Consider the following 16658-nt stretch of genomic DNA (forward strand, 5'->3'; position numbering starts at 1 on the left):
CTGGACGTCCATCGCCAAGTTCCCTATTTTCCCTACTGGAAAAATAGGGAATGATGGATACCGGCCGGATGGAGGGGAGCGGGCGTGACGGTGGTGGATGCGGCGGCCGAAGCACCGGACCGCGCGTGGTGGCTGCGGATCGCCGGCGAGGCGGCGGACGACCTCGCCACGGACGCGGTCGTCCGCGACCAGGCGGGCAAGACGCCGTACGACGAGATCGCCCGGCTCCGCGAGGCGGGGCTGCTGGCGCTGCTGATCCCCGTCGAGCACGGCGGCGGGGGAGCGGGCTGGTCCACGGCCTGCGCCGTCGTACGGAAGATCGCCGCGGCCGACGGCGCGATCGGCCAGGTGCTCGGCTGCCACTACCTGCTGTCCTTCAGCGCCCGCTTCTTCGGCGGGGCCGATCTCGCCGCCCGGGTGGAGCGCGAGTCGGCGGCCGGTCAGTGGTGCTGGGGCGGCGGGCTGACCCCCCGCGAGCCACGGCTGACCCTCACCTCCGGGAGGGACGGCCGGCTGGTGAACGGACGCCAGGGGTACGCCACCGGCGTGCTGGTCGCCGACCGGCTGGCCGTCCGCGCCACCCACGCCGACACCGGCGAACCGCTGGCCGTGCTCGTCGACACCGCCCACCCGGGTGTGGTGTGCGGCGGCGACGACGGGGACACCTTCGGGCAGCGGCTGGCGGCCGGCGGCAGCGTGGAGTTCGACGCGGTGCCGGTCGAGGACGACGCGGTGCTCGGCCCGCTCTCCTGGGACGAGGACACCCTCTCGCCGTTCAGCGGTCTGGCCGCGCCGACCGGCCGTCTGGTCTCGGCGCAGATATGTCTCGGGATCGCGCAGGGGGTGCTCGCCGAGGCCCGCGAGTACACCAGGGCGGTGCACGCGCCCTGGCCGCACACCTCCCCGCGCGATCCGTACGCGCTGACCACCTACGGGGAGCTCACCGTCGCCACCTTCTCCGCCGCCGCCCTCGCCGATCAGGCATTGGAGGCCCTGGACGGCGGTCTTGCGCGCGGCGAGGACCTGACCGACGACGAATGCGCCGAGATCACCGTGCTCGCCGCCGCGGCCGAGGCCGCCGCCTCCCGGGCCGCCCACGACGCCACCGCCCGCGCCCTGGACGTCGTCGGCGCCCGCTCCGCCTCCTCCGCCTACGGATTCGACCGCTTCTGGCGCAACGCGCGCACCCACACCCTCTACGACCCCGTCGCGCACCGGCTCCACGAGGTCGGGGACTACTTCCTCAACGGTGAGCACCCCCCGTTCACCCTGCCCTTCTGACGGCCCGGCGCTCACGTGGCGGATAATCAGCGCATGCGGATCTCGGCGAAGGCGGACTATGCGGTGCGGGCGGCGTTGGAACTGGCCGCGGCGGGGGAGGACACCTCCGTCAAGGCCGAGGCGATCGCCGGTGCACAGGGCATCCCGCACAAGTTCCTCGAAGGGATCCTGGGCGATCTGCGCCGGGGCGGCCTGGTGGCCAGCCAGCGCGGCGGCAAGGGCGGCTACCGGCTGGCCCGCCCGGCGGACACCATCAGCATCGCCGAGGTGATCCGGGTGGTCGACGGCCCCCTGGTGTCGGTGCGCGGAGTGCGCCCGCCCGAGCTGTCGTACTGCGGCCCTGCGGAGTCGCTGCTGCCGCTGTGGATCGCGGTACGGGCCAACGTGCGCAAGATCCTCGGCGAGGTGACCCTCGCGGAGGTGGCCGCGGCCAAGCTGCCCGGCGACGTCCTGGGTCTCGCCGAGGACCCGGAGGCGTGGACCAACCCCTAGGCCCCGGGCCTCTTTACGAACCGGTGTCCAGGCTGGGCCCCGGGCCTCTTTACGAGTCGGCGTCCAGGCCGTCGACCATGCGGTCGAGCAGCCGGGCGAACGTGGCATCGGGGGTGAGCGGGCGTACCGGGGCGGAGAGGGCCGCGGCGAGCTCCGGATGGTGTCCGTCGGCGGCCACCGCGGCGAGGTAGCGGGCTTCGGCGGCGGCCCGCTCGGGTGAGGCGGAGAGCGCGGCCTGGGCGATCTCGTCGGCGACGAGTCTGGCGGTGAAACCCGTGATCAGGCTGAACACCTCCAGCTTCGCACCGCCGTCCAGCGCGGTGGGCCGCAGGGCGGCGAGCGCGTGTTCCAAGAAGGCCAGGGTGTTGGGCCCGAGGGACCAGCGGCGGTTGAACAGCGCGGTGGGCAGCCAAGGGTGGCGGAGCATCAGCGCCCGCTGGGCATGGGCGATGGCCTTGAGGTCGGCACGCCAGTCGCCGGTCAGCGGGTCCGGCGGTGACAGCTCGCCGCTCACGTGGTCGACCATCAACCGCAGCAGCGTCTCCTTGTCGGGGGCGTAGCTGTACAGCGACATGACCCCGGCGCCGACCTGCGAGGCCACCCGCCGCATGGTGACCGCGTCGATTCCTTCCGCGTCCGCGAGGGCGACCGCCGCGGCGGTGATCGCCGCCCGGCTGAAGGCGGGTTTGCGCCCCTTGCGGGGGCGGTCGGAGTCCAGCCACAGCTGCTGGGGGTCGACACCTCCGGCGTCGGATCCGTCACCGCGCACCACGACCTGATCGCTCCTTCCCCGCATGGCGACTCGCCCCACCATGGCGACTTGCGGAATCCATCCAAGCATCTACTATTCTCGTACGTGGTACGGGATTAGCGGAGGGGAACGTGGGATGACGTCACACACGCGCGACGGAGTGTCCGGGGCCACGGACGGCGGGGCCGGAACCACCTGGGTCGCGCCCTCGGGCAGGCCGCCGCTGTCCGCACGGATGATGAGGGCGACCTGGCGCGGCCTTCCGGCCAAGCGGTACGAGGCCGGATGGGAGCCGGACCTCGAGGTGCCGGCCGCCGACGGCAGCCTCCTCCGCACGGACCACTACTTCCCCCGCGCGGAGGGCGACTTCCCCACCCTGCTGGTGCGCTCGCCCTACGGCAGGGGAGTGCCCTGGGCGCCCATGTACGGTGTGCTCTTCGCCGAGCAGGGTTTCCACGTCGTCCTCCAGAGCTGCCGCGGCACCGGTGGCTCGGGCGGCGAGTTCCACCTGTGGCGCAACGAGGCGGCCGACGGCCGGGCCACCGTGGACTGGCTGCGCGACCAGCCCTGGTTCAACGGCGCGCTGGGCACCCTCGGCCCGAGCTATCTCGGCTATGTGCAGTGGGCGCTCGCCCTGGACCCGCCGCCGGAGCTGCGGGCGATGGTGGTGCAGGTCGGCCTGCACGACCCGCACGCCCTGTTCCACCGCGACGGCGCCCTGCGACTGGAGAACGCGCTGCTCGTCGGCTCCGGTATGACCTCCCAGCACCTGGGGTTCGGCCCCTTCGTCCGGGCCACGCTGCGGCTGCGGCGCCACTTCGCGGAGATGACCCGGGCGCTGCCGCTGCGCGGGTCGTACGTCCGCGGACTCGGGGGAGAAGTGCCCTGGCTGGAGGAGGTCATGTCCCACCCGGACGCCGACGACCCGTTCTGGGAGGGCGCGTCAACGGATGGCGCCGCGGCCACCTCGCGCGTCCCCACCTGCCTGATCAGCGGGTGGCATGACGCGCTGGTGGACCAGACCTTCGAGCAGTACGGCCGGCTGCGCCGGGCGGGCTGCGACACCTCCCTGCTCGTCGGACCCTGGACCCACACCTCCGCGCTCCAGGCGGGCTGGCCCGAGGTCTTCGCCGAAAGCCTCGCCTGGCTGCGCGCGCATCTGTGCGACGACTCCTCGGGGCTGCGCCCGGCCAGGGTGCGGGTGCACATCGGCGGTCAGGGAGACTGGCGGGACCTCGCCGACTGGCCGCCGTCCCCGGCCGTCGGCCAGTGGTTCCCCACGGGGGACGGGCGGCTCACCCGGCAGCCGTCCGAGGCGTCCGTCCCGCTCGCCGCCTTCCGCTACGACCCGGCCGACCCCACCCCGTCCATCGGCGGGCCACTGCTCTCGCGTACCGCCGGGAGCCGTGACAACGCCGACCTCGAAGGGCGCCCCGATGTGCTGACGTTCACCAGCGAGCCGATGGACGAGCCCATGGACGTCCTCGGCCCGGTGGCCGCACGGCTGCGGGTCTCCACGGACACCGGGTACGCCGATGTCTTCGCCCGGCTCTGTGACGTCGATGAGCGGGGCCGCTCCGTCAATGTGTCCGACGGGCTGGTGCGGCTGCCCACCACACCGGAACACCCGCTGGAGGTCACCGTGCCGATGAGCTCCACCGCCCATCGCTTCGCCACCGGCCACCGGGTCCGTCTCCAGATCAGCGGCGGCGCCCACCCCCGCTTCGCCCGTAACACCGGAAGCGGCGAGCCGACGCTCGACGCGACCACCCTCACGCCCGTGCGCATCACCGTGCACGGAGGCTCGGCGCTGGAGCTGCCTCAGGTCCGCGCCGAACGGTGAAACGGTCGCTGGCGCGCGGGGGGCGTCAGCGGCCGTCTCATCCGTCCACCACATAGCCGAGGGCCTTGTCGACCACATTGCGCAGGGGGCGGCCCTCGCGCCGCCGGAGCAGATTGTCCAGGAAGAGTTCGCCCAGGTCGGCGCGCCAGTCCGTGACCTCGCCCGCGGTGTGCGGGGAGACGATGACACCCGGCATCTCCCACAGGGGCGATTCCGCCGGCAGTGGCTCATGGGTGAAGACATCCAGCGCCGCCCCGGCCAGTCTGCCCTGGGCCAGGGCGTCGACGAGGGCCTGCTCGTCGACCAGCGGGCCACGTCCGACGTTGACCAGCCGCGCGCCCCGCTTCATCGCCGCCAGTACGGGCGCGTCGACCATGCCACGGGTGGCGGGGGTGAGCGGGGCGGCCAGGACCACATAGTCCGCCTCGCCCAGCGCCTCGCGCAGGCCCGCCGGGCCGTGCACCACGCCGAAGTCCGGGTCGGCGGCCCGTGGTGTGCGGCCGGCGCCGCTGACCCGCATGCCGACCGCGCGCAGCAGCCGGGCGACGGCCCGCCCGATGGAGCCGGTGCCCCAGACCAGGACCGTACGGTCGCCGATGCGCTCGCTGTCCGAGGGGCGCCACTCCCGGCGGCGCTGATGCTCCCAGGTGCCGGGGAAGTCCTTGGCGAGGGAGAGGATGAGCCCCAGGACGTACTCGGCGATGGGCCGGTCGTAGACGCCCCGCGCGTTGGTGAGCACCACCTCGGGGTTGTCGGTCAGCGCGGGGAAGAGGAACGGCTCCACCCCCGCCGCGGCCACATGCACCCAGCGCGGGGCCTTCGCCGGATCGTCCGGCCAGGCGCCGGCCACCGCGGAGGTCATCGGCCACCACGCGAGCAGGGCGTCCGCGCCGGGGAGGAACAGCGGCAACTCCTCCTCGGTGGCGTACACCGTCTCGGCGAGGGACTCGATCCGCGCCCGGTTGGGCGGCAGATGGTCCCGGTACAGGACGACCAGCCGGTCAGCCACGTCCGGCTCCCACGGCGGCGGCCGCGGCGGTGGCATCGGTCATGACGGGGCTCCCACGGGCGTGACGGGTACGGGCGGACGCCTCAAGCGTGGCCGAGACCGCGCCGGTGGACAACGGACAGAGTGTCCACCCGATGACGAGCGACGGAACACGGTGGACGTTGACGGTGGCCGACGGCTGAACCAAGGTGATGGCCAGCCGGAACGCGCCACCGGTCGTTCCGGAGCCCACCCCGTCCCCGGAGCCCATCCCGTCCCCCGGCGGGCACATCCCCGTCCCCGGGGCACACCCCCGCCCCGCAGCCGGTACCCCGCCGTAGGCGTCCGTCCCCACCGTGTACCCCGCCGTGCGTGTCCACCGAATGCTTGACCCACGATGCCCGCCACCGCCCCGCCACCACCCCGGCATCGGCCGGCGCCGCAGCGCCCCTCCTCGTCCCCAGGAGATGCAAGCATGTCCCTTCCCAGAACCTCCCGCGATCCCTCCCGAGAGCCCCTCCAGGGCTCCGCCGCCACCATGGACAACGCCCCCGTCACCGCCTTCCACCGCAAGATGGTCGCCGTCGCCATGGGCGGTCCGTTCTGCGACGGCTATCTGCTCGGCATCATGGGGGTCGCGCTCAGCCTGATCACCCCGGCCCTGGACCTGGACACGCTGTGGACCGGGCTGGTCGCGGCGTCCGTCCTCGTCGGTGTCTTCCTCGGCGGTGCGGTGTTCGGCCCGATCACCGACCGGGTGGGCCGCCATCTGATGTATGTGCTCAACCTGGTCGCGTTCGTGATCGGCTCCGCGCTGCAGTTCTTCGTCACCGAGGCGTGGCAGCTGGTGGTGCTGCGGCTCTTCATCGGCATCGCGATCGGCGCCGACTACCCGATCGCCTCGGCCCTCACCACCGAGCTGGTGCCCCGCCGGATGCGCGGCCCCGCCCTGTCCGGGCTGGTCCTGGCCTGGTGGGTGGGGTACGGGGTCAGCTTCTGGGCCGGCTGGCTGCTGCTGGGCACCGGCGATGACGCCTGGCGCTGGATGCTCGCCTCCGGCGCGGTCCCCGCCGTGCTCTTCCTGCTCCTGCGGGCGGGCGTTCCCGAGTCGCCGCGCTGGCTGGCGTCGCGGGGACGGGTGGAGGAGGCCAGGGAGGTCGTACGCCGCCACCTCGGCCAGGAGGTCAGCGCCGAGGAACTGCTCGCCGAGGTCCGCCAGGACCGGCGTGGTGGCTCCGGGCTCGGCAACCTCGCCGAGATATTCCGCCGGGGCTATGGAATCCCCGCGCTGTTCTGCTCGCTGTTCTGGATCTGCCAGGTGGCGCCGGCCTTCGCGGTGCGGTCCTTCCAGCCGCAGATGCTGGAGTCCTTCGGGGTGACCGGCACCTTCGGTGCCAGCGCGCTGATCACCACGATCGCGGTCGCCGGAACGGGCCTGGGACTGGTCGTGGTCAACCGCGTCGGCAGGCGTCCGCTGCTCATCGGCAGCTTCCTGTGCGTCAACATCTCCCTGATCGCGCTCACCGTGCTGCCCCTGCATTACGCGGCCCTGGTGGTGGCCCTCTTCGCCGCCTTCCAGTTCTTCGAGGCCGCGGGCAGCGGACTGCAGTTCGTCTATCCCAGCGAGCTGTTCCCCACCGACCTGAGGGCCACCGGCGTCGGCGTCGCCACCGCCATGAGCCGGGTGGGTTCCGCCTCCAGCACCTTCCTGCTCCCGATGGCCACCGCCGACCTCGGGGTCCGCGGCACCCTCGCCATCGGGGTGGCCATCACGCTCATCGGCCTGGTGGTATCCGTCGTCCTCGCCCCCGAGACCAAGAACCTCGGCCTGGCCGAAGCCAGCAGCCGTGCCTGACGCTCCACGCCTGACCCTCGTCAAAGTGCCGTTCACTGGAAAGGACTCGCCCATGCGCAAGCTGGTCTCCTTCGACTGCTACCGCACGCTCATCAACTTCGACACCCGCACCGCCACTCACGAGATCGTCAAGGACCGGCTCGCCGAGATCGGCGTCGACCCCGATCAGTTCCACCACGACGCGTATGTGATGCGCTTCCAGGGCGTCCTGGACGAGTACCTGCCCTACCGGGAAGTCGTCCGCCGCACCCTGCGCAATGTCATGACGCTGCACGGCCTGGAGTACCGGGACGAGGACGGAGAGGCGCTGATCGAGGCCATCAAGAAGTTCACCCCCTTCCGCGAGGTCCCCGACGCGCTGCGCCGCCTCAAGGGCGAGTACGACATCGCGATCCTCTCCAACAGCGAGGACGACCTGATCACTTATGCCGTCGAGGCGCTCGGCGTGGACTTCGACCATGTGCTCACCGCCGAGCAGGCCGGTGCCTACAAGCCGCTGCCGCGGGCGTTCGAGTACCTCATGACGGCCACCGGCCGCGGCCCCGAGGACATCATCCACGCCGCCCAGGGCTGGGAGTACGACATCATGCCGACCAAGCGGTACCCGGGCATGCGGCGGATCTGGGTGAACCGCTACGGCTTCCCCGGCTCGGATGCCTTCCAGCCGTACGAGGAGATCAAGGACCTGGCCGAGCTGCCCCCGCTGCTCGGCGTCTGACCTCGCCCCCGGCCACTTCCGCCGCCACCGCCCACCCCACCGCTCTTCGCCGCGAAGGGAATCCATGACCGCCACCACGGCCGGCCGCCCGGCACCGGTCAACGGCCGCGTCGCCCACTGGTTCGCCGAACTCCCCACCCCCCGCCCGGCGTTGCCCGGAGACCGCGACGCGGATGTGTGCGTCGTCGGCGCCGGACTGACCGGGCTGTGGACCGCGTACTACCTCAAACACGCCGACCCCGGTCTCCGGATCACCGTTCTGGAGGCCGAGTTCGCCGGATTCGGCGCCTCGGGCCGTAACGGCGGCTGGGCCTCCGGGCTGATCCCGGGCGCCCGTGACCGGATGGCCAGGGCCTACGGCAAACCCGCCGTCCTGGACTGGCAGCGGGCCATGAACGAGGCGGTGGACGAGGTGATCGACGTGGCCGCCCGCGAGGGCATCGACGCGGGCATCGTCAAGGGCGGCACCCTGCGCGTCGCCCGCACCCCCGCCCAGGCCACCCGGCTGCGCCACAAGGTCGAACAGGACCATGAGTGGGGGGTGGCCGACTCGGTGCTGCTCACCCCCGCCGAATCCGCGGCGCGCATCCGCGTCGACGGGGTCACCGCCGCCGCCTTCACCCCGCACTGCGCCCGGTTGCAGCCGGCCGCCCTGGTCCGCGGCCTCGCCGACACGGTCGAGCGGCTCGGTGTCACCATCCATGAGAAGTCCCCGGTCACCGCCATCGAACCGGGCCGTGCGATCACCGCGCACGGCACCGTACGGGCCCCCGTCGTGCTCCGGGCCACCGAGGGGTACACCGCGTCCCTCAAGGGGCTGCGGCGCGCCTGGCTGCCCATGAACAGCTCCATGCTCGTCACCGAGCCGCTGCCCGCCCGGATCTGGCGGGAGATCGGCTGGGAGGGCCGGGAGACCCTCGGGGACACCGCCCACGGCCATATGTACGCCCAGCGCACCGCGGACGACCGGATCGCGATCGGCGGGCGCGGGGTGCCCTACCGCTTCGGCTCGCGCACCGACCACGAGGGGCGGGTCGGCGAACGCACGATCCGCCAGCTCACCCGGACCCTGGAGCGGATGCTGCCGCAGACGGCCGGATCCCGGGTGGACCACGCCTGGTGCGGAGTGCTGGCCGTGCCCCGCGACTGGTCCGCCACGGTCGGCCTGGACCGGGCCACCGGGCTCGGCTGGGCCGGTGGGTACGTCGGCCACGGAGTCACCTCCACCAATCTGGCCGCCCGCACCCTCACCGATCTGGTCCTGGCCCGCGACACCCGGCTCATCCGGCTGCCGTGGACCGGCCACGCCCCCGGCACCTGGGAGCCCGAGCCGTTCCGCTGGCTGGGGGTGCGCGGCCTGTATGCCGCCTATCGCCTCGCCGACCGCCACGAGGCGGGCGGACGTGTCCGTACCTCACCCATCGCCACCATCGCCGACCTCATCGCACGCCGCCCGTGAGGCCGGGTGCCGCCGCGTCCGGGCCCGGCTCGAGGCCCTGGGCGCGGCGGCCCGGCTCTGCGATGATGAGCGGTATCCGGAGGGAGTCCGTCCAGATGCCGTTGCTCACGGTTGCCGACGTCCTGCGCCTTCCCGTCATCGTCGCGGGACTTCCCCGTGTCATGGCCGGTGAGGAGCAGCTGGCCCGTGCGGTCCGCTGGGTGCACGTCACCGAGCTGCTCGACCCCGCCTCGTTCCTCGAAGGCGGTGAACTCGTGTTGACCACGGGCATGCCCCAGCCGAACGACCCCAGCCGGTTGCGCGGCTATGCGGACCAGCTGGCCGACATCGGCGCCGCGGGGCTCGTGGTGGAGCTCGGCCGCCGCTACCAGCAGGTGCCACCGGACCTGGTGGCCGCTTGCCGCGCCCGGGACCTCCCCCTGATCGTCCTGTCCCGTGGCATCCGCTTCATCGAGGTGACCCAGACCGTCCACGCGCTGATCCTCGACGCACAGGGCGAGCTGCTGCGCCGCTCCCAGCAGGTGCATGAGATCTTCACCGGGCTGACGCTGCGCAACGCCGAGCCCAAGGAGCTGGTGCGCGCCGCCGCCGACCTGATGGGCCGCCCGGTGGTCCTGGAGAACCTGCTGCACCACGCGGTGTTCTCCTGTACGGCGGGCGGCACGGCCGGCCAGGTCCTGGAGGCGTGGCAGCGCCGCTCCCGCGCCACGCCGACCCCCGACACCGCGCGGACCAGCGGACCGGAGGGCTGGCTGGTGGCCCCCGTCGAGCACAACGGCCGGCGCTGGGGGCGGCTGGTGGCGGTGCCGAACGCGGCCGCCCCCGCGGCCGACCCGGAACACACCATGATCCTGGGACGCGCCGCCACCGCCCTCACCCTCGCCCGGCTGACCGGCCACACCCAGTGGGACCGCCAGGCCCACACCTGCGCCCTGCTGGAGCTGCTGCGCTGGAGCTACCGCGGCCGCACCGAGGCACGCATCCGCGTCGAGGCCCTCGGCATACCGGTCGTCGGCCACCGCCTCATCGCCCTCGCCATCGGCCACCACGGCGCCGCCGCCGACGAGACGGGCCTGGACGACCGGCTCGCCGACGCCCTGCAGGGCTCCGGCATCCGGGCCCTGGTGGGGCGGCTCTCCCCGGACCGGACCGGGGTGCTGCTCGCCCTGGCCCGGGCCAGCGCCTGGCAGCCGGTGGTGGAGCGGGTCAGCCGGCTCACCGAGGAGACCCTCGGCGCGCCGGCGGTGGTGGCGGTCGGACCGGGAGTGACCGAGATCGACCAGGTGACACGGGCGTTCCGGGAGGCCGAGGAGGTCGTGGACGCCATCGGCCCCATCACTCCGCACCGGCCGTTCCACGTGCCCTCCGACGTCGGACTGCCCGAGTTGCTGTACGCGCTCCGCGACGACATCCGTGTGCAAAAGTACGTCGAGCACCAGCTGGGCAGGCTGATCGAGTACGACGAGCGGCACGCGGGCGATCTGCTGACCACGCTGCGCCACTACCTCGCCGCGGGCAACAAGTCCATCGCCGCCAAACAGATCGGCCTGTCCCGCCAGGCGTTCTACCAGCGGCTGCACACCATTGAACGGCTCCTCGGCCGCGACCTGGAGTCCGGTGTGCAGCGCACCCAGCTCCATGTCGCCGTCACCGCCCTCGACACGCTGACGGCGTCCGGCGCGGGAGGATGGGGCGCATGACATCCGAGACCGGCTATCTGCTGGACAACCGGCAGCGCGAGGCCGGCCGGCGCTTCGACGCGCTGGCCGACCTCTTCGACCCCTGGACCCTGGACCACCTCGACCAGCTCGGCCTGGCCGCCGGATGGCGCTGCTGGGAGGTGGGAGCGGGCGGGCCCTCGGTGCCCACCGCCCTCGCCGAGCGGGTCGGGCCCACCGGGCAGGTGCTGGTGACCGACATCGACACCTCCTGGCTCACGGAGCTGTCCGGCCCGGCCACCGGACCGATCGAGGTGCGGCGCCATGACGTTGCCCGCGACGAGCCACCGGGCGACGGCTTCGACCTCGTCCACGTCCGGCTGGTGCTGGTACACCTGCCCGACCGGGCCGAGGCGCTGCGGCGGATGGCCGGGGCCGTGCGGCCGGGCGGATGGCTGGTGGTGGAGGACGCCGACCCGGCGCTCCAGCCCCTGGCCTGCCCCGATGAACGCGGCCCTGCCGAGGAGCTGGCCAACCGGATCCGCCGCGGATTCCGCGCGCTGCTCGCCGAGCGCGGTGTGGACCTCGCCTTCGGCCGCACCCTGCCCGCCCTGCTGCGCGGCGCCGGGCTGCACGACGTACGCGCCGAGGGCTGCTTCCCGCTGACCTCCCCGGCCTGCCGGGAGCTGGAGGCGGCCACCGTGCGTCAGCTGCGCGGGCGACTGGTGGCGGGTGGCCTGGCCACCGAGGAGGAGATCGAGCGCCATCTGGACCATCTGCGCGGCGAGGGCATGGACGTCACCACCGCCCCGCTCATCACCTGCCGGGGCCGGCGCCCGCACTGAGCGCCGAACGCCCCGAGGAGCCACGGTCAGTCGAGCAGACCGAGCCGGCTCGCCGCCCGGATCGCCAGCCAGACCTCGGCGAACGCGCCGGTCGTGGACAGATCGCGGCCGGTCAGCTCATGGAAGCGGCGCAGCCGGTAGGCGAGCGTATTGGGGTGCACATGGAGCGCTGCGGCCGCCTCGTCCGTACGGCGGTCGCGCTCCATCCAGGTGCGCACCGACGTCAGCAGCCGTGAGCCGTGGCCGGTGTCGTAGCGCAGCGCCTCGCCCAGCACATGCTCCACCAGATCGGTGAGCGCGGCCGGGTCGTCGGGCAGCCAGCGGCCGGTGACATCGTCGCCGTACCGCACGAGGGCACGGCCGGACGCGACGGCGTGGGAGGCCGCCCACAGCGCCTCGCGCTGGGCGATCCGCAGCGGGGAGCCGGCGCTGAACGGGCGGCTCATCCCGGCGGCCACACCCGGCAGGGACTCGACCGCCTCACCCAGGCCGGGCGAACCGAGCAGATAGCGGTCCTCGCCGCGCTTGAGCAGCAGACACGGCTGATCCTCCAGCGCCCGCAGCACGGCATCCTCCGTGACGCCCCTGACCACCGCCAGCACGGTCTCGCCCTCGATGGAGTGGCGCAGCAGATGGCGCCGCGCCACCGCGGGTTCGAGTGCGCCCTGCAGCAGCTCGGCGAGGATCTCCGCGCCCTCGCGGCGCAGCGTCTCCCGTTCGGTGCGGACCATGGCGAGCTGGAGGGCGGCCACCGTGGCGATGTGCTGGACCACGGCGAGCCCCGCCGGGCGCGCGCCCTCCCGTTCGAAGGCGATGAGGAAGCCCGCCGGGCCGCCGGGGGAGGGGACCGGGAGGGCGAAGCCACCGGGAATGGTCGGCGGGGCGTCCGCCGAGCCGGGGATCACCGACGCGTCGGGCGCGGGCACACCCGGCAACAGCGGCCGCCCCTGGGTGGTGCACAGGTAGATGTCGTAACCGGACAGCTTCTCCAGCCGGCCGAACAGCGTCGCGGTGTCCAGGTTCTCCGAGGTCAGCCAGCGCAGCGCGCCGAACACCTGGAGCTGGGCGCCCAGCCGGTGGCGGGCGTCCTCCTGGACGGCGGCGGCCACCTCCTGCGCCACCGCCATGAACGGCACCGCGAGCGGGATCTCCAGGACCGGCATCCCCCGCTCCTCGGCGGCGTCGAAGAACGCCCGGCGCAGCGGGGGCATCCGCAGCTGGGCGGAGACCGCCAGGGCGGCCACCCCGGCGTCGTCCAGCCGCTCCAGATAGGCGCGCTGCCCGGCCGCCGAGCGGGGCATCGCTATCCCCGTCGTCATGATCATTTCGGATCCGAGCAGCCAGGGTGTGGGGTCGTCCAGCTCGCTCACATGCGCCCAGGACACCGAGCGGTGCAGCCCCGCGCCACCCGCGATCAACCGCAGTTGCAGGGCCGGATACGACAGCAGGTCGTCGACTGTCACGCCCTGCTCTTTGTTGTTCACCACAAACTGAGCCTAACTCTTTGTCTCAGCAACGATTGTCGCGCGGTTCCTCCGCTGTGCAGACTCGCTCGACCGGACCCCACCGACGCACGTCAAGAAGGGACTGCGACACCATGACCGAACCCCGAGGGCCCGTCGACTCCTCCCGGGTCCCGCGCTTCGCCGGCCCGGCCACCTTCGCCAGGCTGCCCCGCCTCGACGAGGTCGCGGGGGCCGACGTGGCGGTGGTGGGCGTCCCGTTCGACGGCGGTGTCTCCTACCGCCCCGGCGCCCGCTTCGGGCCCGCCGCGGTCCGCGAGGCCAGCCGGCTGCTGCGCCCCTACCACCCGGGCCTGGACGTGTCCCCGTTCGCCACCCAGCAGGTGGCCGACGCCGGTGACATCGCCGTCAACCCCTTCGACATCGGCGAGGCCATCGAGACCATCCAGGACGCCGCGGGCAGCCTCCAGGCCGAGGGAACCCGCCTGGTCACCATCGGCGGCGACCACACCATCGCACTTCCGCTGCTGCGCGCCGCCGCGCGGCGGCACGGCCCGGTCGCGGTGCTCCACTTCGACGCCCACCTGGACACCTGGGACACCTACTTCGGCGCCGAGCACACCCACGGCACCCCGTTCCGCCGGGCCGTGGAGGAGGGCATCGTCGACACCTCCGCGCTCTCGCACGTCGGCACCCGCGGCCCGCTGTACGGCAAGCAGGACCTCACCGAGGACGAGAAGCTGGGCTTCGGCATCGTCACCTCCGCCGATGTCTACCGGCGCGGCGCCGACGAGGTGGCCGACCAGCTGCGGCAGCGCATCGGCGACCGGCCGCTGTACATCTCCATCGACATCGACTGCCTCGACCCGGCCCACGCCCCCGGCACCGGTACCCCCGAGGCCGGCGGCCTGACCTCGCGCGAGCTCCTGGAGATCCTGCGCGGACTGGCCGGATGCCGTCTGGTGGGCGCGGACGTGGTGGAGGTGGCGCCCGCCTACGACCACGCCGAGATCACCTCGGTCGCGGCCTCCCACGTCGCCTACGACCTGATCAGCCTGCTCGCACTCCAAGGGAAGCGGGAGAAGCCGGATGAGTGACTCCCCGGCACTGACCGAGGTCGAGGCTTACGGGGTCGAGCGCATCCCCGACGCGGACCGCAGCGCGACCCCCTTCGACCTGTTCCGCGTCGCGTTCGGCGGCGCCAACACCTTCGCCACCTGCGTGCTCGGCGCCTTTCCGATCCTCTTCGGGCTCTCCTTCCGGCAGGGCCTGGCGGCCACCGTGCTCGGCGTGGTGGGCGGCTCCCTGATCCTCGCCCCGCTCGCGGTGTTCGGCCCGTGCAACGGCACCAACAACGCGGTCTCGTCCTCGGCGCACCTGGGAGTGCACGGGCGGATCGTCGGCTCGTTCCTGTCGCTGCTCACCGCCATCGCGTTCTTCTCCATCTCGGTGTGGTCCTCCGGCGACGCGCTGGTCGGCGGCGCCCACCGGCTGATGGGCGTACCGCAGAACGACGCCGTGTTCGCCCTCGCCTACGGCGTCTTCGCGCTGCTGGTGCTGACGGTGTGCGTGTACGGCTTCCGGTTCATGCTCTTCGTCAACAAGATCGCGGTGGTGGCGGCCTCGACGCTGTTCGTCCTCGGCTTCTTCGCCTTCGCGGGTGACTTCGACCCCGGCTACCAGGGGGCGTTCCCCTCGACGTCCACGGCCGGGTTCTGGCCCGCGTTCATCGGCTCGGCGCTGATCGTGCTGTCCAACCCGGTGTCCTTCGGCGCCTTCCTCGGCGACTGGGCGCGCTACATCCCCGCCGACACCTCGCGCCGCAAGGTCGTCACGGCGGCGTTCGCCTCGCAGATCGCCACCGTCCTGCCGTTCTTCTTCGGCCTGGCCACCGCCTCGATCATCGCCAAGAAGGCCGCGCCGTACATGGACGCGGGCGCGCCGAACTACGTCGGCGGACTGCTGGCCATCTCGCCCGGCTGGTACTTCCTGCCGGTGTGCCTGCTCGCCCTCATCGGCGGCATGTCCACCGGCACCACCTCGCTCTACGGCACCGGTCTGGACTTCTCCAGTGTGTTCACCCGGTTCAGCCGGGTGCAGGCCACCCTGTTCGTCGGGGTGCTCTCGATCGGGTTCATCTTCCTCGGCCGGTTCGCCGCCAATCTGTCCCAGTCCATCTCCACCTTCGCCACGCTGATCATCACCTGTACCGCCCCCTGGATGGTCATCATGGTGCTCGGCTATGTGACCCGGCGCGGCTGGTACGACCCCGATTCGCTCCAGGTGTTCAACCGGCGCCAGCGCGGCGGCCGCTACTGGTTCCACCACGGCTGGAACTGGCGTGGCATGGGCGCCTGGCTGACCGCGGCGGTGCTCGCCCTGCTGTTCGTCAACGTCCCCGGCCAGTTCGTCGGGGTGTGCGGCGATCTGGCCGACGGCGCGGACATCTCGCTGCCGGTGGGCCTCGCCACCGCCTCGCTCCTCTATCTGGCGCTGCTGTGGCTCTTCCCCGAGCCGCGCGAGGTGTACGGGCCGGAGGGGCCGCGGCTGGTCCGCGCCTCGGACGCGCCCGTAGCGCCGATCACCACGGAGACCGGCGCGCCCGTGCCCGCGGTGGCGGAAGGGGCGTGAAGCCACCGTGCGCCTCATCGACCTCTCCGTACCCGTAGCCACGGGCATGCCGGTCTACCCCGGCGATCCGCGGGTGGCCATCGCCCCCGCGCTGAGCGTCGCCGCCGACGGGGTGAACGTGCTGCACCTGGACATGGGGTCGCAGTCCGGCACCCATGTCGACGCCCCGTTCCACATCGACGACGCGCTGCCCACCCTGGACCGGCTGCCCCTGGAGCGCTTCTGGGGCGGGGCGGTGGTGGTGGACGCCCGTGGCGCGGAGCCCCGGACACCACTTGGACCGTCCCTGTTCGAGGGCCGGCTGCGGGCCGGGGTCATCGTGCTGGTGGCCACCGGCTGGTCGCGGCACTGGGGCCACGACGACTACCTCGCTCATCCGTATCTGACCCCGCAGGCCGCCGAACTCCTGGTGGACGCCGGGATCCGCACCGTCGGCATCGACGCGCTGAGCGTCGATGCCACCCCCGCCGACGACCTTCCCGCCCACCGGATCCTGTGCGGCGCCCACGCCGTCATCGCCGAGAACCTCACCGGTCTCGACCCCCTGCTCGACGCACAGACGGCGGGAGAGCCCATCGAGGTCTCCCTGCTGCCGCTGCGGCTCCCCGCCGCCGACGGCGCCCCGGTACGGGCCGTGGCCCGCGTCGGCTGAACCACACGCAAGGAGTACCACC

At 72.8% G+C, this 16658-nt stretch carries 14 protein-coding genes; 11 read left to right on the forward strand and 3 right to left on the reverse strand.

Annotation, left to right across the window (positions count from 1 at the left end):
* Positions 1 to 84: 84 nt before the first annotated feature.
* Together ACZ6TD_RS42770 and ACZ6TD_RS42775 are read left to right on the forward strand one after the other, a co-directional pair.
* Entirely contained in the window at positions 85 to 1281 is a 1197-nt protein-coding gene (locus ACZ6TD_RS42770) for an acyl-CoA dehydrogenase family protein (RefSeq protein WP_471346908.1), read from the forward strand.
* Between the two features lie 33 nt (positions 1282 to 1314).
* Positions 1315 to 1773: an RrF2 family transcriptional regulator gene (locus ACZ6TD_RS42775; protein WP_471346910.1), complete on the forward strand. Its 459-nt coding sequence runs from the start codon at positions 1315 to 1317 to the stop codon at positions 1771 to 1773.
* Between the two features lie 49 nt (positions 1774 to 1822).
* Here ACZ6TD_RS42775 and ACZ6TD_RS42780 read toward each other — a convergent pair whose 3' ends face one another.
* A complete protein-coding gene (locus tag ACZ6TD_RS42780) occupies positions 1823 to 2569 on the reverse strand; it encodes a TetR/AcrR family transcriptional regulator C-terminal domain-containing protein (protein ID WP_471346912.1) in 747 nt (248 codons plus the stop codon).
* Between the two features lie 193 nt (positions 2570 to 2762).
* Here ACZ6TD_RS42780 and ACZ6TD_RS42785 point away from each other — a divergent pair, with 193 nt between their 5' ends.
* The gene (locus ACZ6TD_RS42785; protein WP_471358554.1) at positions 2763 to 4367 is read left to right on the forward strand and encodes a CocE/NonD family hydrolase; all 1605 of its coding nucleotides are present in this window, start codon (positions 2763 to 2765) and stop codon (positions 4365 to 4367) included.
* Positions 4368 to 4404: 37 nt separating this feature from the next.
* Here the strand turns inward: ACZ6TD_RS42785 and ACZ6TD_RS42790 are convergent, their stop codons facing one another.
* A complete protein-coding gene (locus ACZ6TD_RS42790; protein ID WP_471346914.1) occupies positions 4405 to 5376 on the reverse strand; it encodes a D-2-hydroxyacid dehydrogenase in 972 nt (323 codons plus the stop codon).
* A 454-nt stretch (positions 5377 to 5830) separates the two neighbouring features.
* Here ACZ6TD_RS42790 and ACZ6TD_RS42795 point away from each other — a divergent pair, with 454 nt between their 5' ends.
* The 5 genes from ACZ6TD_RS42795 (at position 5831) to ACZ6TD_RS42815 (ending at position 11890) form a co-directional block, all read left to right on the forward strand.
* Positions 5831 to 7210 (forward strand): MFS transporter, encoded by a 1380-nt coding sequence (locus ACZ6TD_RS42795; RefSeq protein WP_471346915.1) that lies wholly within the window; start codon positions 5831 to 5833, stop codon positions 7208 to 7210.
* Between the two features lie 52 nt (positions 7211 to 7262).
* The gene (locus ACZ6TD_RS42800; protein ID WP_471346917.1) at positions 7263 to 7928 is read left to right on the forward strand and encodes an HAD-IA family hydrolase; all 666 of its coding nucleotides are present in this window, start codon (positions 7263 to 7265) and stop codon (positions 7926 to 7928) included.
* 64 nt (positions 7929 to 7992) lie between these two features.
* A complete protein-coding gene (locus ACZ6TD_RS42805; RefSeq protein ID WP_471346919.1) occupies positions 7993 to 9387 on the forward strand; it encodes an NAD(P)/FAD-dependent oxidoreductase in 1395 nt (464 codons plus the stop codon).
* Between the two features lie 95 nt (positions 9388 to 9482).
* A complete protein-coding gene (locus ACZ6TD_RS42810) occupies positions 9483 to 11087 on the forward strand; it encodes a PucR family transcriptional regulator (RefSeq protein WP_471346921.1) in 1605 nt (534 codons plus the stop codon).
* Positions 11084 to 11890: a methyltransferase gene (locus ACZ6TD_RS42815; protein WP_471346923.1), complete on the forward strand. Its 807-nt coding sequence runs from the start codon at positions 11084 to 11086 to the stop codon at positions 11888 to 11890. Before ACZ6TD_RS42810 ends, ACZ6TD_RS42815 begins: the two co-directional genes overlap by 4 nt.
* A gap of 26 nt (positions 11891 to 11916) precedes the next feature.
* Here ACZ6TD_RS42815 and ACZ6TD_RS42820 read toward each other — a convergent pair whose 3' ends face one another.
* A complete protein-coding gene (locus tag ACZ6TD_RS42820) occupies positions 11917 to 13377 on the reverse strand; it encodes a PucR family transcriptional regulator (protein WP_471346925.1) in 1461 nt (486 codons plus the stop codon).
* A 110-nt stretch (positions 13378 to 13487) separates the two neighbouring features.
* Between ACZ6TD_RS42820 and speB the strand changes: the two genes are divergently transcribed.
* From speB to ACZ6TD_RS42835, 3 genes are read left to right on the forward strand one after another with little or no spacing between them, the layout of a single operon-like run.
* Positions 13488 to 14450: an agmatinase gene (gene speB / locus ACZ6TD_RS42825; RefSeq protein ID WP_471346927.1), complete on the forward strand. Its 963-nt coding sequence runs from the start codon at positions 13488 to 13490 to the stop codon at positions 14448 to 14450.
* Entirely contained in the window at positions 14443 to 15984 is a 1542-nt protein-coding gene (locus tag ACZ6TD_RS42830; RefSeq protein WP_471346929.1) for a purine-cytosine permease family protein, read from the forward strand. Before speB ends, ACZ6TD_RS42830 begins: the two co-directional genes overlap by 8 nt.
* A 7-nt stretch (positions 15985 to 15991) precedes the next feature.
* Positions 15992 to 16636, forward strand: a complete 645-nt coding sequence (locus ACZ6TD_RS42835) for a cyclase family protein (protein WP_471346930.1) — start codon at positions 15992 to 15994, stop codon at positions 16634 to 16636.
* Positions 16637 to 16658: the final 22 nt, after the last annotated feature.

It is taken from the genome of Streptomyces yongxingensis, assembly GCF_055597465.1.

Bases quoted from the DNA above. Each gene is read 5' to 3' on its own strand.
- ACZ6TD_RS42775 (WP_471346910.1), top strand. From the start codon at position 1,315: ATGCGGATCTCGGCGAAGGCGGACTATGCGGTGCGGGCGGCGTTGGAA.
- ACZ6TD_RS42810 (WP_471346921.1), top strand. From the start codon at position 9,483: ATGCCGTTGCTCACGGTTGCCGACGTCCTGCGCCTTCCCGTCATCGTC.
- ACZ6TD_RS42830 (WP_471346929.1), top strand. From the start codon at position 14,443: ATGAGTGACTCCCCGGCACTGACCGAGGTCGAGGCTTACGGGGTCGAG.
- ACZ6TD_RS42785 (WP_471358554.1), top strand. From the start codon at position 2,763: ATGAGGGCGACCTGGCGCGGCCTTCCGGCCAAGCGGTACGAGGCCGGA.
- ACZ6TD_RS42780 (WP_471346912.1), bottom strand. From the start codon at position 2,569: ATGCGGGGAAGGAGCGATCAGGTCGTGGTGCGCGGTGACGGATCCGAC.
- ACZ6TD_RS42800 (WP_471346917.1), top strand. From the start codon at position 7,263: ATGCGCAAGCTGGTCTCCTTCGACTGCTACCGCACGCTCATCAACTTC.
- ACZ6TD_RS42805 (WP_471346919.1), top strand. From the start codon at position 7,993: ATGACCGCCACCACGGCCGGCCGCCCGGCACCGGTCAACGGCCGCGTC.
- ACZ6TD_RS42795 (WP_471346915.1), top strand. From the start codon at position 5,831: ATGTCCCTTCCCAGAACCTCCCGCGATCCCTCCCGAGAGCCCCTCCAG.
- ACZ6TD_RS42815 (WP_471346923.1), top strand. From the start codon at position 11,084: ATGACATCCGAGACCGGCTATCTGCTGGACAACCGGCAGCGCGAGGCC.
- speB (WP_471346927.1), top strand. From the start codon at position 13,488: ATGACCGAACCCCGAGGGCCCGTCGACTCCTCCCGGGTCCCGCGCTTC.